Source organism: Streptomyces sp. NPDC059743 (assembly GCF_042732975.1).
Classification (GTDB): Bacteria; Actinomycetota; Actinomycetes; order Streptomycetales; family Streptomycetaceae; genus Streptomyces.
Genome location: NZ_JBHWGS010000004.1, coordinates 449,415 through 470,456, shown reverse-complemented (window position 1 = coordinate 470,456; position 21,042 = coordinate 449,415). Strand labels below are relative to the sequence as shown.

Below are 21,042 nucleotides of genomic sequence, written 5' to 3'. Positions count from 1 at the left end.
TGGAACAGGCATCCGTTTCCACGTCAACTGAGTGAGACCGCATGCTCACAGTCCGGACGAGCTTGACAACAGGCCGTACACACCGCTTAGCCTCGGTGGTGCGGTGGATCCTGCTGAGGGGCTCGGTCCGCCCGCACTGTCTGTGAAGGCACATCCCGTGTTCGATCACCGTATCCACGGAGCCTTCGCATGCCTGTGCCACCTGTGCCGTCCGAGTTGCCTGCGTCGTCCGTGCCGCCTGTGCCGCCTGCGTCAACGGGTGATGTCCGCCCTCCGGTCGTCACTCCGGTCGTCACTCCCTCCCTCGTGGTGATCGGCGCGGGCCCGCGCGGCACGGGCTTTCTGGAGCGGCTCGCCGCCAACGCGCCGTCCCTGTACGACGGCCGGCCGCTGGACATCCATCTCGTGGATCCGTATCCGCCGGGCGCCGGCCGGATCTGGCGCCGTGACCAGTCACCGCTGCTGTGGATGAACTCCATGGCCGAGGACGTCACCATGTACACCGACGAATCGGTCGCCCTGGACGGTCCCGTACGGCCGGGGCCCGCGCTCCACGAATGGGCCCGGGAGGTCGGGGAGGGCCGAATATCGCTCCCGGCAGAGTCCGAGCAGGCCGAGCCGGGACTCCGTGCGGCGATAACCGCGCTGACCGGCCAGACCTTTCCCAGCCGACAGGTGCAGAGCGCCTATCTGAGCTGGGTGTACGAACAGACCGTGGCCGCCCTGCCGCCCGGTGTCACGCTCCATCGGCACCGCACCCACGCTCTGCGGATCAGCGGCCCGCGCGGCGGACGGCAGCGTGTCTGGCTGGAGGACCGCGCCGAGCCGCTGCTCGCCGATCTCGTCGTGCTCACCCTCGGCCATCTCGACGGTGAACCGGACGCGCGGCAGCGGGAGTTGGGGGAATTCGCGCGACGCCGTCAACTGATCCATCTGCCGCCGGACTTCACCGCCGACAGTGATCTCTCCGCACTGCCCGCCGGTGAGCCCGTACTCGTCCGGGGCTTCGGACTCGCCTTTGTCGACCTGATGGTGCTCCTGACCGAGGGACGCGGCGGACGGTACTCGGGCAGCGCCGACGACGGGAGCGCCGACCACGACGGCGGAGCGCTCACGTACCACCCATCGGGACGGGAGCCGGTCCTGTACGTCGGATCGCGGCGCGGAGTCCCGTACCACTCCAAGATCGGTTACGGTCCGGACGGTGAACGGCCGCCGCTGCCGCGCTTCTTGGGGCCCGCGCAGATCGACGAGCTGCTGAGCAGACCGGGCCCGCCCGACTTCGAACGCGATCTCCGGCCGCTGGTGGACAAGGAACTCGGATTCGCCCACTACCACCGGCTCTTCAGCGCCCATCCCGAGCGTACGCGCGTCGGCTGGACCGACTTCGAGGAGAAGTACGCGGCGGCCGATCCCGGCAGCCCGGAGCTGGACGCCCTGGTCACCACCGCCGTACCGGATCCCGCCGACCGCATCGATCTGGCCGCCCTCGACCGGCCGCTGGACGGGCTGCGCTTTCCTTCGTACGACGCACTCCAGGACGCGCTGCGCGCGTACATAGCCGCCGATCTCGTCCGTCGGCACGATCCGTCCCACAGTGCGGACCTGGCCGTCTTCTACGGGCTTCTCTCGGTCTACGGGCAGCTCATGCGCCTCGGTGACCTCGGGGACATGGACGACCGGTGGCACGGCTTCTTCAGCTATCTCGCCTCGGGCCCGCCGGGCCCGAGACTGCGCCAGTTGCTCGCGCTCTCGCGGGCCGGTGTGGTCCGCTTCCTCGGCCCGGACATGACGGTCGAGACCGATGAGCGGCAGGGCGTCTTCCGGGCCCGCAGCGCCGGTGTGCCCGGCGAGTACGTCGAGGCGCGCGCCCTGGTCGAGGCCCGGCTGCCCGATCCCTCGCCGGAGCGCACCCGCAGCCCGCTGCTGCGCGCGCTGTACGAGGAGGGCGCGGCCGTCACCGCGGGAGCCGGGCTGGTCAAGGTCGACCCGGACGACGGACGGCTCGTGGAGCGCGACGGCCGTCCGCATCCACGGCGTTTCGCACTCGGCCCGTACACCACCGCCCGCTCCAGCGGCGCGTTCACCCGGCCCCGTACCGGTGGACCGGCGTTCCGGCAGAACGACGCGACCGCGCGGGCCGCGCTCAGCCTCCTCGGTGAACTGCCCTTCCGCACCGGGCCCGTGTCCTCCTCCTCCGCCGACCGGCCGCGCGCCGTACCGCCGTCGCCGGACGGTCCGCGTGCCGTGTCCTCAACCGCCGGACGGGCCCCGAGCGGCCCGTCCGAAGCCGAAAGGTAAGGCCCGCCATGTCCGCCACCCGACCACTGCATCTCGCCGCCGAGATCGGCGGTCCGCCGCACTACGACGCCGCGTGGTACGTCGAACTCGTCCGGCTCGCCGAGCGCGGCGTCCTCGACTTCGTCACTCTCCAGGACTCCTTCGCCCGGCCCGGTCTCGACGCGCTCGCCGTGCTCTCGCGGGTCGCGCCGGCCACCGAGCGCATCGGTCTGGTGCCGGCCGTCACCACCACGCACACCGAGCCGTTCCATGTCTCCACGGCCCTGGCGACCCTGGACTGGGTCAGCCGTGGCCGGGCGGGCTGGCTCGTCGATGTGTCGGACACGCCGGCACAGGCCCGGCTCTTCGGCCGCCGGCCGGCCGCTCCCGCCGCCGCCCTGTGGCGCGAGGCCGGTGAGGTGGCCGAGGTCGCCGCCCGGCTCTGGGACAGCTGGGAGGACGACGCCGAGATACGCGACACGTCGACAGGGCGCTTCATCGACCGCAACAAGCTGCACTATGTCGACTTCGCGGGAACCGGATTCCGCGTCCGCGGCCCGTCCATCGTGCCGAGACCGCCACAGGGCCGCCCGGTCACCGTGATCGACGGGACCGCGGGCCACAGCGGCGAGACCGCGGCGCGCCACGCCGATGTGGTGCTGGTACGGGCCGGGCGCGCCGAGGAGGCGGCGGCACTGCGCGAACGGCTCCGGGCGCGCGCCGCCGACCACGGCCGCGACCCGGACACCCTGCGCGTCCTCGCCGCGCTCACCATCCATCTCGGCGACGGCGAACGCCCGTTGGACCCGGGCCTGGAGAGCCGGCCGCGCACCACGGCCGGCGCCGCCGGACCGCACTACCGCGGCGGTCCCGCGGGCCTCGCCGAACTCATCACCGGCTGGCACGGCGCCGGTGCCGTGGACGGCTTCCACCTCACGCCCGCCGAACCGCACCGGGATCTCGAACGGCTGGTCAACGGCACCGTGGCGCTGCTCCAGCACCGCAGCCTCTTCCGTACCTTCCATCCGGGCGGCACGCTCCGCGAGCATCTCGGCCTCGCCCGCCCGGTCAGCCGGTACACGACCGCCGGGGGAGTCCGATGACCGCCGCCGATCCGAACGGAACCGCTCGCGCCGAGACGGCTCGTACCCGGGCCGCCCGTAGCCGAGCCGCCCGTACCCGAGCTGTCCGTACCCGAGCCGTCCGTACCTCCGACGCCCGAACGGGCGCCGACCGCAAGCCGATCCATCTCGCCGCCCACTTCCCGGGCGTCAACAACACCACCGTCTGGGCCGATCCGCGCTCCGGGTCCCAGATCGACTTCTCCTCCTTCGAGAAGCTCGCCCGTACCGCCGAGCGCGGCAAGTTCGACTTCTTCTTCCTCGCCGAAGGGCTGCGGCTGCGCGAACACAACGGTCTGATCCACGACCTGGACGTGGTCGGCCGCCCGGAGTCCCTCACCGTACTGAGCGCGCTGGCCGCCGTCACCGACCGGCTCGGGCTGGCCGCCACCGTCAACGCCACCTTCAACGAGCCGTACGAACTGGCCCGCAGACTCGCCACGCTCGACCATCTCAGCGCGGGACGCGCCGCCTGGAACGTGGTGACCTCGTCCGACGCCTTCACCGGGGAGAACTTCCGGCGCGGCGGCTATCTCGACCGCGCCGACCGCTACACCAGGGCCGCCGAGTTCGTCGCGACCGCCCGTGAGCTGTGGGACTCCTGGACACCCGCCGGGCCCGGCTCGCCGTACGGCAGGGCTCGGCCCTTCGCCCACTCGGGACCGCAGTTCGAGATCGAGGGCGAGTTCACCGTCCCGCGGTCGCCGCAGGGCCATCCCGTGGTGATTCAGGCGGGCGACTCGGACGAGGGCCGGGAGTTCGCCGCCTCGGCGGCCGATGTGATCTTCAGCCGCCACGGCACGCCGGAGGAGGGCCGCGCCTTCTACACCGACACCAAGGCCAGGCTGGCGAAGTACGGCAGACAGCCGGCCGATCTCAAGATCATGCCCGGTGTGTCCTTCGTCCTCGGGGACAGCGACGCGGAGGCGCAGGAGCGGGCCGTCGAGATCCGCAGACAGCAGATCTCGCCGCAGAACGCGATGCTCGCGCTGGAGCAGGTCTGGGGACGCGATCTCTCGGCGTACGATCCGGACGGGCCGCTGCCCGGGATCGATCCGGACCCGGACTCCGGGCTGGTCCAGGGCCGGGTCCGGGTCGCGGATCCGCTCGCCGTCGCGGCCAGGTGGCGGGCGCTGTCGGAGGCCAAGGGCCTGTCCATCCGGCAGACCGTCATCGAGACCACCGCGCGGCAGTCCTTCATCGGGACGCCGGAGACCGTCGCCGGCGCACTCGACACCTTCGTCCAGACGGACGCGGCGGACGGATTCATTCTCGTACCGCATCTCACGCCGGGCGGTCTGGACGACTTCGTGGAGCTGGTGGTGCCGCTCCTCCAGGAGCGTGGGGCCTTCCGGACGGAGTACGAGGGCGAGACGCTGCGGTCGCATCTGGGACTTCCCGATCCGCTACGGAAAGGCTGAAACGGCATGACGACGGACATCGGTACGGAGGCCCATACGGGCGCAGACGCGGGCGCTGGTGCTAGTGCTGGCGGGGACGCGGCCAGCGCGGCCGAGGAGTGGCGGAGCTGGCACGAGCGCCGTACCGCTACGGTCGCGGCGCCGTACGGACCGCTCGCGCTCGTCGGTACGCACTGGCTCGCCGATCACCCCGAGGGACGGCTGCCCGGAGTTCCGGGGCTCTGGCGCGCGGTCGGTGACGGTGACGGCGACGGTGATGGTGTGGTGCTGAGCGCGGCGGACGGCGACGGGCTCACCGTCGACGGCCGGCCACTCACCGGAGAGATCCGGCTGACCGCCGACAGCGGTCCGTTCGAGGCGTCGCGGATCGCGGCCGGCGAGCACAGACTCGTCGTACTGCGCCGCGAAGGGCTCTGGGCGGTGCGCGACGTCGATCCCGGGTCCGCGGCGCGGCGCGCGTTCCGAGGGATCGAGGCCACGGCGTACGACGCGGAGTGGGAGCTGCCGGGCCGGTTCCGGCCGTACGACAAGAGCCGGACCGTCCTGGTCGAGAACGCCGACGGACGTGAGCGGGGCCTCGGTCTGGGCGGAGAGATCGCCTTCAGCGTGGGCGGTACGGAACACACCCTCCAGGTCGCGGTGGAGGCGGACGGCTCGCTCTGGGCGGTATTCGCCGACACCACCAGCGGAAAGGACAGCTACCGCTTCCGCTTTCTGCGCCCGGCCGCTCCGGCCGAGGACGGGACGGTGACCGTCGACTTCAACCGTGCGCTGCTGCCGCCGTGCGCCTTCGCGGACCACTTCATCTGCCCGTTCCCACCGCCCGGCAACACACTGCCGATCCCGGTCCCGGCGGGCGAACGTACGGTCGTGGGCTGAGCCGCTGTACGGGTCTGCCGTTGCCGTGCCGTTCCACGCGACCCGACCTCGGTGCGCGGCCAAAAGCCGCCCTTGCGGCGGGAGTTGAAGGCCCTGATACTCCCGAGCAGCGCCGGCGGGGGCGTGCGCTCCGTCCGGGACGGATGGTCGTCCCCGGCCGCGCCTCACGGGCCCGTACCCCACGGAGGGCCCTCGATTCCTTCCGGGAGGAACGCCAAGTGAGGATCAAGCGCACCATCCGCCGCGCCGACGGGCTCGGACGTATCCGTACGTTCGCCGTGGTCACCGGACTCCTCGCCGCCGTGGCGCTCGCGGTGCCCGCCGCAAGCGCGGACACTGTCGGCCGGTCCGGCGCGAGCGGGCTCGCCGCTATCGGTGACGCCGTCCTGGACGCCGGCGTGACGGGCATCGCCTGGCACGCCGACCCGGCCGCCAGCGAGGTCGTCGTCACCGCGGACAGCACCGTCTCCACCGCGGAGATCGCCGCGATCGAGCGGGCCGCGGGTCCTCACGCCCGGGCGCTGCGCTTCGAGCACACGGCAGGCCGGCTCTCCACGCAGCTCTCCGGTGGTGACGCCGTCTACACCGGGAGCGCGCGCTGTTCGGTCGGTTTCAATGTCGTCAGCGGCAGCACGTACTACTTCCTGACGGCGGGACACTGCACCACCGGTACCTCGACCTGGTACGCGGATCCCACGGGCAAGACGGTGGTCGGCACCACGACCGGAACCAGCTTCCCCAGCCGTGACTTCGGCCTCGTGCGGTACACAAACCCGTCGATCCCCGTGCCCGGCACCGTCGGCACCGCCGACATGACCGGCGCGGCCAACGCCACCGTCGGGATGCCCGTCACCTTCCGCGGTGCCGTCTCCGGTGTCCGCAGCGGCGTTGTGATCAGTCTCAACAACACGGTCAACTACGGTGGCGGCCAAGTCGTCAGCGGACTGATCCGTACCAATATCTGCACCCAGCCCGGCGACAGCGGCGGCGCGCTCTACTCGGGCACCCTCGCCATCGGGATTCTCTCGGGCGGCAGCGGAAGCTGCTCCGGCGGTGTCGGTACCTCGTACTTCCAGCCGATCGTCCCGGCACTCAGCACGTACGGCGTCAGCGTCTACTGACCGGCCTGGCCCGACCCGGCGCCCGCCCGGAGCCGCTCCGCACTCCCGCACGCCCTCCGCCGCCACCGTCGAGCCCCCGTCCGATCCACCGGGCGGGGGCCCGCCCTTGCGCGGTTCTGAGACACTGTCGTGGTGGTCGGCCACAGGGTGGACGGGGGCTGTGGAGCAGTGGAACGTATCGGAGTGACCGGTCACAGAAACATCCCGGCCGAGGCCTACGCGCATATCAGGGCCGCCATCGAGTCCGTACTCCACGGCCATCAGGGCTCGTTGGAGGCGCTCTCCAGCCTCGCCGCCGGCGCGGACCAGCTCTTCGCGGTCCTCGCCCTGGACCACGGCGCCCGGCTCACCGCCGTCATTCCCAGCGGTGACTACGAGGACGGCTTCGACGACCCGGCGGAACTCGCCGACTACCGGCGGCTCAAGGACCGGGCCACGCTGGAGGTACGGATGGCCTTCCCGCACTCCACGGACGAGGCCTACTACGCGGCGGGCACCTACATCGCGGACAACTGCGACCGTCTCCTGGCGGTCTGGGACGGCCTCCCGGCCCGCGGCCTGGGCGGCACAGGCGACATCGTGCGCTACGCCCGCGAGCGCGGAAAGCCGGTAACGGTGATCTGGTGCGAGGGCGTCAAACGCGCCTGAACCGGCCGGGCACGCGCGACGGCGGAGCGGTTGAGTTGCCAATGCGACTTGGCGCGCTGGCGATGGGTCTCTTCGCCATCTGTAGGGCTATGCCTGGCTGTGAACGCCAGTGGCGTGTAGGAGCGCAGCGGTGTTCCGTAGATCGGCCAGGACGATGTCAGCCCCTGCCGCCCGTAGCTCGTCCTCAGTGCTGCGTCCGGTCGCTACGGCGATCACACGAACTCCGTTGGCCACGCCGCCCTCTACATCCGCAGGGGTATCGCCGATCAGTACGGCGTCGTCCGGCGAGCAGTTGGCCCGTGTCAGGGACTGCCGGACGAGTTCAGGGCGCTCGTCGGCGTCTTCGCCGTAAGCCCCCAGTTCCCAGGTGATGTGCCGGTCCAGGCCGAATACGCCGAGTTTGATCTCGGCGACCCGTCGGATGTTCCCGGACACCACTGTCTGGATGACGCCTGGGGACGACGCCAGCGCGTCCAATGCAGCAGCGGCCCCGGGTAGTGCATGGCCGCGTTCGCGCAGTTCGGCGGAGTGCGTCATGTGCTCCTCCGTCAGTGCCTCCGCGAATCGCTCGAAATCTCCGCGGTCCGTGGCCAAGCCGTGGAGCCTCGCTGTCTCCCGGAAGATCACGGGCTCCGTGATGCCGTCGATCTTCGCCTGCTCGCGCATCGGCAAGCCGGTCGTCCTGTGGAACGCGGCGGCAGACAGCTCGCGCCCCATGCCCCGTGTCGAGATCAGCGTGTGGTCGATGTCCCACAGCACCAGCCTCACCATTCGGCCTCCAACAGCTCTCTGAGCGTTACAAGTTGTCACACCATCGAGCACGGAACGTAGAGCACGGATCGCCTTCGGCGGACGTCCTGTCCCGGTTGGCTTCCGAGCCGGGTGTGCCCATTGCCGCGCTCCTCAGCGACAGCCTCTGCTCCGAGCCCGTACCTACGGACCGGACCGCTCCCGATGTCGCCCGCGCCCTCGTGGGATACGGACAGCTGCCCGTGAGCGTGCCAGTCGTGCCCGCACAGCACGACGGCCCCCACAAGTGGGGGCCGCTCGGCCGTACCTCCGGAGCCGACCGGCGGTACCGTTCTGGGTGTCAGCACAGAACGGGAGCCATTATGCCCGGCAACACGGACCTGTCCACAGAGAGCATCGGCGCGCGTATCCGCGAGTTCCGACTCATCCGTGACTACTCCCTTTCCGAGCTGGGCCGCCGCGCCCACGTCTCCGCAAGCCAGCTCTCCCGCATCGAAAACGGCGAGAGATACCCCAGCGAACCCATCCTCGCCACCGTCGCCCGCGCCCTCGGCGTCGGTGTCTCGGTCCTGCGAGGCCAGCCCTACATCCAGGCCCTTCAAAAGGACAGGCTGGACGCCTTGCTGACCCCGATCAGCACATCGTTCGACGACTGGGACATCCCACCGGACGATGCCCCGCCTTCTCGCTCACTCGACGTTCTGGAGGCTGAGGCCGCGCGAGTCGTGCAGCTCCGTGTGAAGGCCGAGTTCTTGGAGATCGCCGAGCACCTGCCGGGGCTGATCAGCGAAGTCGCGATCACCACGCAGATGTACACGGCACCGGGGCACCGCCGGGAGCGGGCCCACGACCTGCAAGCAGAGATCTCCCGGACGGCAGCGATCGTCGCCTACCGCCTCGGCTACATGGACCTCGCTCGGCTGGCGCTCGCACGTATGGCCGTGGCCGCGCCGCAGTCCGGCGATCCGCGGCAGGTCGCAATCGAGCGATACGAACGCGCGCAGATGGCAGCGGACAACTCCCGCCTCGACCGGGGCGTCTCGCTGATGCGGCACGCGTTGCGGGACCTGGATGACGACGGCAGCCGCGCCACCAGGGCGGTTCGCGGCACGTTGCAGCTCCGGGCCGCTGTCCTTTCTGCGCGCAACAGTGACGACGATGCTGCCGACGACTGGCTGGGGGAGGCCACTGAGCTGGCCGACCAGACAGGGGAGACGCGGGACTACGCCTTGGCATTCGGGCCGCTGAACGTGCGTTTGCATCAGATCGCGGCTGCCGGTGACCGGGACGAGCACGCGGAAGCCCTCGACCACGCGTTGCAGGTGCGGTTGCCGGAGGACTACCCGCCGACGAGAGCTGCCCATTACTGGATCGACCGGGCTCGCGCTGAGGCGTGGACAGCACGGCCTGCGCTCGATTCGCTGTACTCGGCGCGTGATGCGTCACCGCAACTGACGCGCTACCACCACTCGGTACATGAGACGGTCGCGACACTGCTGCGGGGGAGCCAACGCGCGGACGAACGTCTGCGTGAGTTTGCAGAGTGGTGCGGCGTCTAGCGCACGCTCAGTAGTCGGTCAAGCCTCTGTGCGTTGCCAATCGCGCAACGCACAGGGGCTTTTACGCGGCCACCATGTGACGGTCAGCCCACCGTCCGCTACATGGAGCCGACCATGACGACTCACCAGACCGGAACAGCAGCCTCCGACATCGAAGCCCTGCCGCCTGACTTCGCCACGATGGTGGACACGGCTCAGCACACTCTCGCCGCAGGGGTTCGTTTACTGGATGAGGACCTGGAGACGGCCGTCCTCCGGCTGCGTGCTCATTTGGGGCTCCTGATCCCGGAGGCGGAGCAGCAGCTCGGGAGTTTCTCCTCGGCCGGTATCGAGGAGGCGCGGCGGCGTATGGACGCCGACCCGGGCGTGCTAGGACCGGTCCGGTACGCGCACTGCCTGGCTCGGTCCGTCCTCACGTTGTGCACCCATCTGGGCTACGGCTCGGAGGGCTCGGGCACCACCGTGCTCCGCTCCTCCTCGGAGCCGTGGGCGCCGCCGGCCGGGACGGCCGTGGTGCTGGTGGCCGCCGGGCGGTACTGGGATGCCGTACGGGTACGCACCGATGTCGGCGAGCGAGTGATCAAGCGCCTGGGCGGCAGCAGCGGCGCGGTCATCCAGGACTCGTATGGATCGGCCCTCTACTGGCTCGTGGCTCCGGGTACCGCGGATAAGTGGGACCTTCCGTCGGAGCAGGTTGTGCCGCTGGGCGTCGCGACGTTCGTGGCGGTACCGCCTGCGCATTTCACGGACAGGTCCCGCCGTCTCCGCTGGGCCGTCCCGCTGACCGCGACGCGCTACCTGACCGACGCTGAACTGCTGCACGGCGCCCTGGCCGCAGAGATTTCGGCGACAGCATGACTGCCGTCGCTGTCGCCGTCTTCGAGACTCCGGAGAATTTTTCTTCAATGCACTGGCACGGCTATGCCTGGACCGGCCCGCGGATTGGTCTTTCCGCACTGCGGGATGGTGCCCGAGAGTTACCCAGCACCGACGTCCAGCCGCTCAGCATCGACGTCCAGTTGAAGCGGATCGCCGAGACCGCCACTGTCTTCACCACGCATGTCGCCGCCGACGAGGCGTTGGCCTGGCTGGAGACGGCGCTCCAGGACTACCCGCGCGCCGCCAGGGATCCGCTTCCCAGGAGGCGCTTGCCGACGCGCGGGCACGGCTGGACCGCGGTGGGGAAGTCGACTGGTTCTACTACTCCATCGACGGCCGGTATGTGGAGCGCGCGTTGCGTGTCTGCGCCGGTCCAGGCGCTGTAGAGCCGGAGCCGCATGGGCCCCTCAGCGGGTGCCCGCAATCCCCGTAGTGGGCCAGCACGGGGGCTGCACCACACGCTCAAGGACCGCGCGCGACACCCGCGCCTCGGCTCAACTGCGGTGTCGTACCAGCCAGTCGGTGTGCTGGGGTGAGACGATGCGTTCGGTCTCGTATACGGCGTTCGCCCACTGGTCCTCGGTCACCATCGTCTCCATCGCCGTGTGCATCGCCGCCAGGTCCTCTTCGACCAACGAGTGTGCGGAGATGAGAGGTTGATGGCGGCGGACCTCGCTCCACGCCAGGCAGGCCGCGGCCGATGCCGACAGCAGGCCCAGTACGGACGAGGATCCGGTGACCGAGAAGGTGCGCAGTGTGGCCAGGACGAGTGCCAGCAGAGTCAGCAGGGCGATGGTGGCCGACCAGAGCGTGGTGGCGCGGCGCGAGATCACCGTTCTGCGGTGGTACCAGTTGCGTTGTTCGATCAGGCGGTCCCTGACATAGGTCTCCTTGCGTATGGTGAAAGGCTTCTCGCGCAGCAGCCGCATGGGCCCTGTGATCAGTTCGCCGACCGGTCCCAGCACGCCCGTGACACTCCGGTCACCGCCCGAACCGTCGCGCGGATCCTCCCAGCCGACCTTCTTGAGTTCGTTGAGCCCTGCCTCCATCCGGCTGGTGAACAGTCCGGCCGCGTCGGCGGCACCGGTGTCGAAGGGCGCTCCGTGGACGGCGTACCGCCAGGAGAGTGATTTGATGAACTCCGCGGCGGAGCGGTTGAGTTGCCAGTGCGACTTTGCTCGCTGGCCCGCGGAGCGGAAGGTGAGCAGAAGCACTCCGGCGTACGCCAACGCGCTGAGTGCGCCGATGAGTTGGAACGAGCCCCCCACCTTCCCGCCCCAGGGCAGCGCGGCCAGCGCCGCGCCCACGACAAGCAGGAGGAGCTGGAGGCGGGTGGCCTGGACGGCCTGGCGCTGGCGCGCGATGGCGATGGCGTCCGCGTGATGGAAGAGAATCGGCAGATCAGCGTTTCGGAAGACCATGCTGTGCAGTGGTCCGCGTAACTCGGCCATGCGCGCCCCCGTCTGCTGTTTTGTTGTCACCCGAAAGGCGGAACGGTCTACTCCGCTCTGCCTCGTGAATTTCTGACTACGTTTTGTCCCGGCATCGAGCGCCTGAGTTGCTGCCCGGGTGAACGAGAGTAAAGTCGAGCCGCTGACACTGCAACGGTGCCGTGTCTCCTCTTCGGACTACATCACCAAGGACGGCCGTCGTGACCTATCAGACCTCTGCCACCTTCGCCACTGCGAAGAAGAACAGGACTCCCCTCGCGGAGATCGATGTACGCGACGCCGGTGTCGCCAAGAAGCTCGGACGCGTACTGCCCATGCCCACCGGTCGCACCGCGCGCGTCTCGAGCTTCAATTCCGCCCTCTGACTGGCGCAATGACAGGCCCGGGGTCCCATAGACTGGTGTAATGACAGGACCCTTGGTCCCATTTCGCGAGATCGTGTTGAAGGTCCACAGCAGGTGTGATCTCGCGTGCGACCACTGCTACATCTACGAACACGCCGATCAGAGTTGGCGCACCCGCCCCAAGGCAATCTCTGACGAGGCGATCTCATGGACGGCTCTGCGACTGGCAGAGCATGCCAAGGCCCACGCCCTGCCCTCCGTGTCAGTGATCCTGCACGGAGGGGAGCCTCTGCTGGCCGGGCCGGAGCGGCTGCGCCGTGTCTGCGAGGAGCTGACCAGGGCCCTTGACGGAGTGGCCGAACTCGACTTACGGATCCATACCAACGGGCTCCAGCTCAGCCCTCGCTATCTCGATCTCTTCGCGGAGTTCGGCGTCCGGGTGGGTATCTCCCTGGACGGCGACAAGGCGGCCAACGACCGCCACCGCCGCTTCGCGGACGGCCGCAGCAGCCATCCGCAAGTCCTGCGGGCCGTGGGCCTGCTGCGGCAGGAGCGCTACCGTCCGCTCGATCTCGGGCTGCTGTGCACCATCGACGTGGCCAACGATCCGGTCGCGGTGTACGACGCGCTGGCCGCGCTCGAACCGCCGCGGATCGACTTTCTGCTTCCGCACGCCACCTGGGACGATCCGCCGCCGCGTCCCGACGGTTCGGCCACCGCGTACGCCGACTGGCTGCTCACCGTCTTCGACCGCTGGGACGCCGACGGCCGGCCGATGCCCGTACGGCTCTTCGAGTCGGTGCTCTCCACCCTGAGCGGCGGTCCCAGCCTCACCGAGTCGCTGGGACTCGCGCCCACCGATCTGGTCGTCGTGGAGACCGACGGCGCGCTGGAGCAGGTCGACTCGCTCAAGAGCGCCTACGACGGCGCGGCGGCCACCGGCTTCGACGTCTTCACGCACTCCTTCGACGAGGTCGCCGCGCATCCCGGCGTACGGACCAGACAGCTCGGGCTCGCGGGCGTCAGTGAGACCTGCCGGCAGTGCCCGGTCGTACGCTCCTGCGGCGGCGGTCTCTACACGCACCGCTACCGCTCGGCATCGGGGACAGGACTGGCCACGGCACCGGGACCGGCCACGGCCGGTGCGGAGGCCCCGGGCGGTTTCGACAACACCTCCGTCTACTGCGCCGATCTGGAGGCGCTGATCCGCGGGATCGAGTCCCGTACGGCCGCCGCCCTCGTTTCGCCCGCCGTCGCCGACACCGGTGAACTGCTCGTCGCCCAGCAGGAGCTGACCCGCTCACTGCTGGCCGAGCTGCACGCCGAGCTGGCCGGCCGTGGCGGTGACGCCTGGCAGGAGGCCTGGGAGCTGGCGGGCATCGTGGAGCGATCCGCCGAAAACACCGCAAGCGCCGACGGGCTGGACGCGGTACTCGCCCATCCCTACACCCGCACCTGGCTGATCGATTCCGTGGCCGCCCTGCGCGCCGAGCGGCCCGACGCCCTCGCCACCGCGCTCCGGCTCCCGGCGTATGTGGCCGCCGCGGTCGTCCGTGGCGGCCTGGATCTGCCCGCACGGATCGGTTACGCGGACGGCGGGCTCCATCTGCCCACCCTGGGCACCTTGCGGCTGGGCCGTCCCGGCGAGCGCGGAGAGGCCGAGGTGCGCGTGGCCGAGAAGGGCTTCGTGGTGCGTGTCGGTACGGCGGAGCCGCTCGTCGTACGTACCGACGAGGCCACCTCGTACTGGCGCCCGGTGCGCCGGCTCGGCCGGGACGGCGCGCCCGATCTGGCGCTCGACGATCTCGACCCGTACCGCGACTGCTTCGGCGTCCCGGTCCATCCCGGGCTCGGACATGACGAGGCGGCCGACTGGAGCGACCGGCTGGCGGCGGCCTGGCGGCTGCTCAGGGAGCGGGCGCCGGACCAGACCGCCGAGGCCGCGGCGACGCTCTCCACACTGACGCCTCTGGTCTCCGCCGGGCCCTCGGCCGACCACCGTGGCCATGGTCACAGCTACGGCTACGGCCATGGCTACGGCGCCCTGGGCGTTCCCGTACAGGGCAGCGCCGAGGAGCTGGCGCCCGCGCTGCTGCGCGCTCTGCGCGCGGCCAGGCTGCGGGCGCTGACCGAGGTCACCGACCTCTACGCGCTGGACGGCGAGTGGCACAGACCGGCGCCCTGGCAGGAGGAGCCGGTCCCGCTGTCGGCGCTGCTGGCGGGCGCGTACGAACGGGTGGGGCTCGCCGCGTACGATCCCCGCCACCGGGACCAGGCCCGCCGGGCGCTGGACACGCTGGAGGACGCGGCCGAACTGACCGTCGGCGGGAAGAGCCTGCTGACCACACTCCGGGAAGAGGCCGACCGTGGCTGAGACGACATCGACCGACGTGCCGCCCGCCGCGCCGACCGACGGGCCGACCGCCGCTTCGGTCGAGGAACTGGCCTCGGAACTGGCCGCGCTGGGCGTCACCGACGGCACGACTCTGCTCGTCCACGCCTCGCTGAGCGGCACCGGACTGGACGCCGACATCCTCCGTACGGCCCTGCTGACGGCGCTGGGCTCCGACGGCACTCTGGTCGTGCCCGCCTTCACCGAGGAGAACTCCGACACCTCCTCGGCCCACTTCGCCCAGATCCAGGGACTGACCAGACGGCAGGCGGCGGCCTTCCGGGCCCGGATGCCCGCCTTCGATCCGCTGACCACGCCCTGCACCGCGATGGGCCGGCTGGCCGAGTCCGTACGTACCGCTCCCGGGGCCGTCAGGAGCACCCATCCGCAGACCTCCTTCGCCGCGATCGGGCGGCGCGCGGCGGAGCTCATGGCCGGGCATCCGCTCCACAGCCATCTCGGCGAGGACTCACCGCTCGGCGCCATGGTCGCGGCGGACGCGCGGGTGCTGATGGTGAATGTGGGTTTCGCCGCCTGTACGGCATTCCATCTGGCCGAATACAAGGTCGGCTCCACCCTGCGCTCCTATCACTGTGTGGTGAAAGGGCCGGACAACGGCGCGCGGTGGGTGGAATATGAGGATGTCAGCCTCGACGACAGTGATTTCGAGGCGATCGGGGCGTCATTCCCCTGGGATCTGGAACAGAAGGGACAGCTCGGCGGAACAACCGCGAGGTCGTTCTCGATCAAGGACGCCGTCGCCCACGCGGAGTCGTGGATGACTGAAAAGCGGCGTTGATTGACCGAACGGCATGGGGAGGGAGGGGCTCGGTTCCGGAATGATTGGTTCGCTTGTCTCCATGACTTTCAGGGATTTCGTGGAGGTGAGTGCTCACACAGGACGGGGGTCGTGTGCAAGCGTTACCGCAACAGCGAGCGGCTGACCATCGGCCGTACTTCTTTCTCAGTTATGCGCACACACCGAGGGACGGTGCGGGGGGACCGGATCCGGATATGTGGGTGGAGCGGCTCTTCCGGGATCTGAGCGCCCATGTGATGGCCATGACGGATCTGCCGGCCGGAGCACAGGCCGGGTTCATCGACCGGGAGATGCGCTCGGGAGAGGGCTGGTCGGAGCGGCTGGCCGAAGTGCTGGCCACCTGCCGGGTGTTCGTGCCGCTCTTCTCGCCGCGCTACTTCGCCAGCGAGATGTGCGGCAAGGAGTGGTTCGCCTTCGCCCAGCGCGTCATCTATGAACAGGCCAAGAGCAATCGCACGGCGGAGGCGATCGTGCCGGCCCTCTGGGTGCCGGTGCCGCCGCGTCAACTGCCGGGCCCGGCCGAGCGGTTGCAGTTCAACCACCGGGACTTCGGGGACCGCTACGTCACCGACGGGCTCTACGGTCTGATCAAACTCCGGATATTCGCCGAGGAGTACGAACGGGCCGTCTACGAACTCGCCAAACGCATTGTCAGCGTCGCCGACACCGCCGCCGTCGGCCCGGGACGCCCGGTCGACTACCGCAACGCTCCCAGCGCTTTCGGCACGAGCGGCGGACCGCGGCCGATGCAGGTCACCGTGGCCGCGCCCACCCGCCACGATCTTCCGGAGGGCCGGGCCTCGCACTACTACGGCGGAATGGCCCAGGACTGGAATCCCTACCATCCGGACTCCGTGAGGCCGTTGGCCTATGTCACCCGGGATCTGGTGCGGTCCCTCAATTACCAGGCGGACATCCTCTCCTTCGACGAGGTGCCCGTACCGCGCGACGGTAAGCAGTCGCCCACCCGGCCGGAGATCCTGCTGGTCGACCGGTGGGCCCTGCGCGACGAGGAACAGCGCGAGCGGCTCGCCGCGTTCGACGCAGAGCACCGGCCCTGGGTGAGCGTCGTCGTGCCGTGGAACCGCGACGATCAGCAGAGCAGGGCCGAGGAGGCCGAACTGGCCGAGCGGTTGGAGCAGACCATGCCGAGAAAGATGGGCCAGGGCCGGGCCGCCTGCCGGGCCGCCGCCAAAGGCGTACCCAGCATGGAGGCGTTCGGCCAGATACTGCCGCAGGTGGTCGAGGCGGCGGCCCAGCAGTATCTGAGACACGCGGCGGTCTATCCGCCCGCGGGCGGCGGCCATACCGAACGGCCGCGGCTGCGCGGTCCGATGGCCGCCGAGTACGCGACGACGCACTACATCCCCGAGACGCACGACCTGGCGCCCGATGCGGAGGACACGGATGACAGAACGTCGTGACGGACGCATCGTCACCTTCTACTCGTACAAGGGAGGCACGGGCCGCACCATGGCCCTGGCCAATACGGCCTGGATCCTCGCCGCCAACGGGCAGCGGGTCCTGGCCGTCGACTGGGATCTGGAGGCGCCCGGTCTGCACCGGTTCTTCCATCCCTTCCTCGATCCCTCCACCCTGGGCGCCACCACCGGCGTCATCGATTTGATCACCGAGTACGCCTGGGCGGCCACCAGCCCGGTGGAGCGGCCCGACGACTGGCACCGCGACTACGCGCGTATCCAGCCGCACGCCGTCTCCCTGACTCCGGAGCATCTCGGCTGGGAGTTCCCGGCGGGCGGCACACTCGACTTCGTCTCCGCGGGCAAGCAGAACCGCGAGTACTCCGCGACCGTCTCCACCTTCGACTGGGACAACTTCTACGACCGGCTGGGCGGCGGCCACTTCTTCGACGCCCTGCGCGACGACATGAAGGCCCACTACGACTATGTCCTCATCGACAGCAGGACCGGTCTGAGCGACATCGCCGACATCTGCACGGTCCATCTGCCCGATGTGCTGGTCGACTGCTTCACGCTCAGCGACCAGTCGATCGACGGCGCCGCCGCGGTGGCCCGCCAGATCGACGAGCGCTACGGCGGTCGCGGTATCCGGATCTTCCCCGTACCGATGCGGATCGACGAGGGCGAGAAGGAGAAGGCGGACGCGGGACGCGCGCTGGCCCGGCTGAAGTTCGACCGGTTCCCGGGCGGGCTCACCGGCGAGGAACTCACCGCGTACTGGGGCGCGGTGGAGATTCCGTACCGTCCCTACTACGCGTACGAGGAGACTCTCGCGACCTTCGGCGACGAGGCCGGTCTCAGCAACTCCCTGCTCTCCGCGTTCGAGCGGGTGACCGCCTATGTCACCGACGGCGCCATCACCTCGATGCCCACGGTCGGCGAGGAGACCAGACTGCGGATCCGGGACGCCTTCACCCGGCGCAGGCCCGCACTGCCGGCCGATCTCCTCCTCAGCTATGTGGCCGAGAACCGGATGTGGGCCGACTGGATCGAATCGGTGCTCACGCGGGCCGGTTTCCGGGTCGTCCCCCGCGATGTCTCGGCGGCTCCGGCCGCCCTCGGGAATCCGGCCGCCGAGAACGCCAGCCGTACGGTCGTCCTGCTCTCCAGCGCCTATCTCAAGTCCTCGCGCGCCGTGGAGGTATGGGCGCGCGCGGCGTCCGAGGATCCGGGCGGCGCGCGGCGCAGGCTCGTACCGCTGCGGGTCGGCGATGTCCGGCTCACCACTCCGTACATCGACCGCAATCCGGTGGACCTGTTCCGGCTGGACGAGGCGCACGCCACCACGGCGCTGCTGCGCGCGCTGGAGCGGCCCGTACAGCTCGCCGACGCGGTCTCGCCGGGCCCGCGCTTCCCGGGCACCGTGCCCAAGATCTGGAACGCGCCGGCCCGTAACTCCGGCTTCACCGGGCGCTCCCTCGTACTGGAGCGGATGCGCGACCAGCTCGGCGGCGGAATGGCCGTGGTGCTGCCGCAGCCGCAGACCTTGTACGGGCTCGGCGGGATCGGCAAGACACAGGTGGCGCTGGAGTACGTACACCGCTTCATGGCCGACTACGACCTGGTCTGGTGGATCTCGTCCGAGCAGACCGCCGATGTGGTGGCGGGCCTCGCCGAACTGGCCGTACGGCTCGGCGCGCAGGGCGGCGACGACATGTCCGCAGCCTCGCAGGAGGCGATCGATCTGCTGCGGCGCGGTGTGCCCTCCTCGCGCTGGCTGCTGGTCTTCGACAACGCCGACGATCCCGAGCAGCTCCAGCGGTTCTTCCCGCCGGGCGGGCCCGGCCATGTCCTGGTCACCTCACGTAACCAGAGCTGGTCGCAGTACGGCGACGCGCTGCCCGTCGACGTCTTTCTGCGCGAGGAGTCCATCGAGCACCTCCAGCGGCGCGCGCCGGGGCTCTCCGCCGAGGACGCAGACAAGGTGGCCACCGCGGTCGGCGATCTGCCGCTCGCGGTCGAGCAGGCCGCAGCCTGGATCGCGGAGACGGCGACGCCCGTCGCCGAGTATCTGGACCAGCTCGGGCAGCAGGCACCCAGCGTGCTGGCGCTCAACCAGCCCGTCGGCTATCCGGAACCGGTCGCCGCGACCTGGAACATCTCCATCGAGCGGCTCAAGGACCGCTCGCCCGCCGCCGTACGGCTGCTCCAGCTCTGTGCCTTCTTCGCACCGGAGCCGATCTCCGCGAATCTCCTCTACAGCAAGGAGATGATCGAGGCGCTCAAGCCGTACGACGTCTCGCTCCAGGAGACGCTGGTGCTCGGCCGCGTCATCCGGGAGATCGGCCGGTTCGCGCTGGCCAAGGTGGACCAGGTCGGCAACAGCATCCAGGTGCACCGGCTGGTCCAGGCGATCATCAGGGCGCAGCTCACCGAGGAGGAGCAGCAGGACGCCAGGCACGCCGTGCACCGGATCCTCGCGGGCGCCAGGCCCGACGGCGACGAGCCGATCGACAATCCCGCCACCTGGGAGCGGTTCGCCACGATCTGGCCGCATCTGGCCACCTCCGAGGCGAGTCTGTGCCAGCGGCCGGAGACGCGGCGGCTGATGATCGACCGGGTGCGCTATCTGTGGAAGCGCGGCGATCTGCTGGCCGCCTTCGAGCTCGCCGACGAATTGCGCACGAGCTGGCGGGAGATGCTCGGCAACGACGATCCGCAGTATCTGTATCTGCGCTTCCATCTCTCCAACATCTTCCGCTCGCAGGGCCGTTATGTGGAGGCGCGCGAGCTGGACGAGGAGACTCTCGAACGGCAGCGCAGGGTGCTCGGGCCGACCCATCCGCACACGTATATGACCACCAGCGGACTGGCGATGGACCTCGGCACTCTCGGTGAGTACGCCAAGGCGCTGGATCTGGCGCAGGAGGCGCACGAGGGATTCAGCGGGATTTTCCACGAGTCCCATCCGAGGACGCTCGCCGCCGCCAACAACCGGGCGCTGAATCTGCGGATGGTGGGCCGCTACTCGCAGGCGCGCGAGATGGACCAGGACGTCTTCGACCGGCGGACGGAGGTGCTCGGCCCGGACCATCCGTACACCCTCTCCTCCGCCACCAGTCTGGCGCGCGATCTGCGGGAGATCGGCCGGTACGAGGACTCGGTCGCGCTGCTCACCCGGACGTACGCCCTCTACAAGGAGCAGCTCGGCCGGGCCTTTCCCGGCACGCTGGCCGCGGCCAAGAGCCTCGCCGTGTCGCTGCGCAGGGCCGGCCGGCTGGAGGACGCGCGCCGGCTGACCACGGCGACCCGTAACCGGTACCGGGCCAAGTACGGCGGCGAGCCCAACCCGGACTCGCTGGCCTGCGATCTCAATCTGGCCGCCGACCACTTCGCCGCGGGTGAGCCGGTGGCGGCCCGGGATCTGGCGCAGGAGGTCGTCGACCAGTATCTCCGGGTGCCGGGCGAGCGGCATCCGTACACTCTCGCCGCGGTCAACAACCTTGGTGTCTACCAGTGGGGATGCGGCGCTCCGGAGCTGGCGGAGCAGCTTCTCCAGGGCGCGCTGCGGATGATGCGGGAGGTGCTGGGCGACGACCATCCGCACACGCTGTTCTGTACGGTCAGTCTCGCCAACGCCAAGGCGGATCTGGGCGAGCTGGACGAGGCGCTGGTCACCGAGCGCGGGGCCGTCGCGGGACTGCGGGTGTCGCTGGGCTCGCATCATCCGGAGACGCTCGCCGTCGCCTCCAACATGTGTGTGACGCTGGGGGCGCTGGGCCGCAAGGACGAGGCGGCGCTGCTGCGGGCGGAGACGGTCGAGGAACTGGCGCGGCTGCTGGGCGACGAGCACGCGCTGACGCGGTTCGCGCGGGACGACCGGAGGGTGTACCGGGATCTGGAGCCGCTGGCGGTGTGAGCGGTGTGGGTACGGCGGCGGTGCGGGCGGTGCGGCC

Annotated in this window: 16 protein-coding genes; 14 read left to right on the top strand and 2 right to left on the bottom strand. The window is 70.0% G+C overall.

Going from position 1 to position 21,042, the window contains the following annotated elements:
* Positions 1 to 189 precede the first annotated feature (189 nt).
* The 6 genes from ACFV6H_RS10315 to ACFV6H_RS10290 all read left to right on the top strand — a co-directional run bounded on the left by ACFV6H_RS10315 (position 190) and on the right by ACFV6H_RS10290 (position 7,470).
* Positions 190 to 2,301: an FAD/NAD(P)-binding protein gene (locus tag ACFV6H_RS10315; RefSeq protein ID WP_385540330.1), complete on the top strand. Its 2,112-nt coding sequence runs from the start codon at positions 190 to 192 to the stop codon at positions 2,299 to 2,301.
* Positions 2,302 to 2,309: 8 nt separating this feature from the next.
* Complete coding sequence (locus ACFV6H_RS10310) at positions 2,310 to 3,383, top strand: LLM class flavin-dependent oxidoreductase (RefSeq protein WP_385540328.1); 1,074 nt, start codon at positions 2,310 to 2,312, stop codon at positions 3,381 to 3,383.
* Between the two features lie 140 nt (positions 3,384 to 3,523).
* Entirely contained in the window at positions 3,524 to 4,822 is a 1,299-nt protein-coding gene (locus ACFV6H_RS10305) for an NtaA/DmoA family FMN-dependent monooxygenase (RefSeq protein WP_385540430.1), read from the top strand.
* A 6-nt stretch (positions 4,823 to 4,828) separates the two neighbouring features.
* Positions 4,829 to 5,701 carry a DUF1684 domain-containing protein gene (locus ACFV6H_RS10300; protein WP_385540327.1) on the top strand — a complete coding sequence of 291 codons (873 nt, stop codon included), beginning with the start codon at positions 4,829 to 4,831 and terminating at the stop codon, positions 5,699 to 5,701.
* Positions 5,702 to 5,919: 218 nt separating this feature from the next.
* Positions 5,920 to 6,822, top strand: a complete 903-nt coding sequence (locus ACFV6H_RS10295; protein WP_385540325.1) for a S1 family peptidase — start codon at positions 5,920 to 5,922, stop codon at positions 6,820 to 6,822.
* Between the two features lie 168 nt (positions 6,823 to 6,990).
* Complete coding sequence (locus ACFV6H_RS10290; RefSeq protein WP_385540323.1) at positions 6,991 to 7,470, top strand: hypothetical protein; 480 nt, start codon at positions 6,991 to 6,993, stop codon at positions 7,468 to 7,470.
* 87 nt (positions 7,471 to 7,557) lie between these two features.
* On the opposite strand, the gene ACFV6H_RS10285 is transcribed toward ACFV6H_RS10290, so the two are convergent.
* Positions 7,558 to 8,241: an HAD family hydrolase gene (locus tag ACFV6H_RS10285; protein ID WP_385540322.1), complete on the bottom strand. Its 684-nt coding sequence runs from the start codon at positions 8,239 to 8,241 to the stop codon at positions 7,558 to 7,560.
* A 341-nt stretch (positions 8,242 to 8,582) separates the two neighbouring features.
* Here ACFV6H_RS10285 and ACFV6H_RS10280 point away from each other — a divergent pair, with 341 nt between their 5' ends.
* The 3 genes from ACFV6H_RS10280 to ACFV6H_RS10270 all read left to right on the top strand — a co-directional run bounded on the left by ACFV6H_RS10280 (position 8,583) and on the right by ACFV6H_RS10270 (position 11,044).
* Complete coding sequence (locus tag ACFV6H_RS10280; protein ID WP_385540320.1) at positions 8,583 to 9,779, top strand: helix-turn-helix domain-containing protein; 1,197 nt, start codon at positions 8,583 to 8,585, stop codon at positions 9,777 to 9,779.
* A gap of 114 nt (positions 9,780 to 9,893) precedes the next feature.
* Positions 9,894 to 10,637: a DUF6415 family natural product biosynthesis protein gene (locus ACFV6H_RS10275; RefSeq protein ID WP_385540319.1), complete on the top strand. Its 744-nt coding sequence runs from the start codon at positions 9,894 to 9,896 to the stop codon at positions 10,635 to 10,637.
* The gene (locus ACFV6H_RS10270; protein WP_385540317.1) at positions 10,634 to 11,044 is read left to right on the top strand and encodes a hypothetical protein; all 411 of its coding nucleotides are present in this window, start codon (positions 10,634 to 10,636) and stop codon (positions 11,042 to 11,044) included. The genes ACFV6H_RS10275 and ACFV6H_RS10270 overlap by 4 nt, the downstream gene beginning before the upstream one ends.
* A 108-nt stretch (positions 11,045 to 11,152) precedes the next feature.
* Here ACFV6H_RS10270 and ACFV6H_RS10265 read toward each other — a convergent pair whose 3' ends face one another.
* Positions 11,153 to 12,079 carry a DUF4231 domain-containing protein gene (locus ACFV6H_RS10265; RefSeq protein WP_384976784.1) on the bottom strand — a complete coding sequence of 309 codons (927 nt, stop codon included), beginning with the start codon at positions 12,077 to 12,079 and terminating at the stop codon, positions 11,153 to 11,155.
* 230 nt (positions 12,080 to 12,309) lie between these two features.
* Between ACFV6H_RS10265 and ACFV6H_RS10260 the strand changes: the two genes are divergently transcribed.
* The 5 genes from ACFV6H_RS10260 (at position 12,310) to fxsT (ending at position 21,005) form a co-directional block, all read left to right on the top strand.
* Positions 12,310 to 12,474 (top strand): FXSXX-COOH protein, encoded by a 165-nt coding sequence (locus ACFV6H_RS10260; protein WP_107469256.1) that lies wholly within the window; start codon positions 12,310 to 12,312, stop codon positions 12,472 to 12,474.
* A gap of 40 nt (positions 12,475 to 12,514) precedes the next feature.
* Positions 12,515 to 14,827, top strand: a complete 2,313-nt coding sequence (gene fxsBH, locus ACFV6H_RS10255; RefSeq protein WP_385540315.1) for a radical SAM/SPASM protein FxsBH, inactivated beta-hydroxylase extension form — start codon at positions 12,515 to 12,517, stop codon at positions 14,825 to 14,827.
* Positions 14,828 to 14,894: 67 nt separating this feature from the next.
* Complete coding sequence (locus tag ACFV6H_RS10250) at positions 14,895 to 15,644, top strand: aminoglycoside N(3)-acetyltransferase (RefSeq protein ID WP_385540428.1); 750 nt, start codon at positions 14,895 to 14,897, stop codon at positions 15,642 to 15,644.
* Positions 15,645 to 15,733: 89 nt separating this feature from the next.
* Positions 15,734 to 17,089, top strand: a complete 1,356-nt coding sequence (gene fsxC / locus ACFV6H_RS10245) for an FxsC protein (protein ID WP_384777841.1) — start codon at positions 15,734 to 15,736, stop codon at positions 17,087 to 17,089.
* Positions 17,073 to 21,005, top strand: coding sequence for an FxSxx-COOH system tetratricopeptide repeat protein (gene fxsT, locus ACFV6H_RS10240; protein ID WP_385540313.1), 3,933 nt, complete (start codon positions 17,073 to 17,075; stop codon positions 21,003 to 21,005). Before fsxC ends, fxsT begins: the two co-directional genes overlap by 17 nt.
* Positions 21,006 to 21,042 lie beyond the last annotated feature (37 nt).

Bases quoted from the DNA above. Each gene is read 5' to 3' on its own strand.
- ACFV6H_RS10315 (WP_385540330.1), top strand. From the start codon at position 190: ATGCCTGTGCCACCTGTGCCGTCCGAGTTGCCTGCGTCGTCCGTGCCG.
- ACFV6H_RS10310 (WP_385540328.1), top strand. From the start codon at position 2,310: ATGTCCGCCACCCGACCACTGCATCTCGCCGCCGAGATCGGCGGTCCG.
- ACFV6H_RS10300 (WP_385540327.1), top strand. From the start codon at position 4,829: ATGACGACGGACATCGGTACGGAGGCCCATACGGGCGCAGACGCGGGC.
- ACFV6H_RS10285 (WP_385540322.1), bottom strand. From the start codon at position 8,241: ATGGTGAGGCTGGTGCTGTGGGACATCGACCACACGCTGATCTCGACA.
- ACFV6H_RS10280 (WP_385540320.1), top strand. From the start codon at position 8,583: ATGCCCGGCAACACGGACCTGTCCACAGAGAGCATCGGCGCGCGTATC.
- ACFV6H_RS10275 (WP_385540319.1), top strand. From the start codon at position 9,894: ATGACGACTCACCAGACCGGAACAGCAGCCTCCGACATCGAAGCCCTG.
- ACFV6H_RS10270 (WP_385540317.1), top strand. From the start codon at position 10,634: ATGACTGCCGTCGCTGTCGCCGTCTTCGAGACTCCGGAGAATTTTTCT.
- ACFV6H_RS10265 (WP_384976784.1), bottom strand. From the start codon at position 12,079: ATGGTCTTCCGAAACGCTGATCTGCCGATTCTCTTCCATCACGCGGAC.
- fxsBH (WP_385540315.1), top strand. From the start codon at position 12,515: ATGACAGGACCCTTGGTCCCATTTCGCGAGATCGTGTTGAAGGTCCAC.
- fxsT (WP_385540313.1), top strand. From the start codon at position 17,073: ATGACAGAACGTCGTGACGGACGCATCGTCACCTTCTACTCGTACAAG.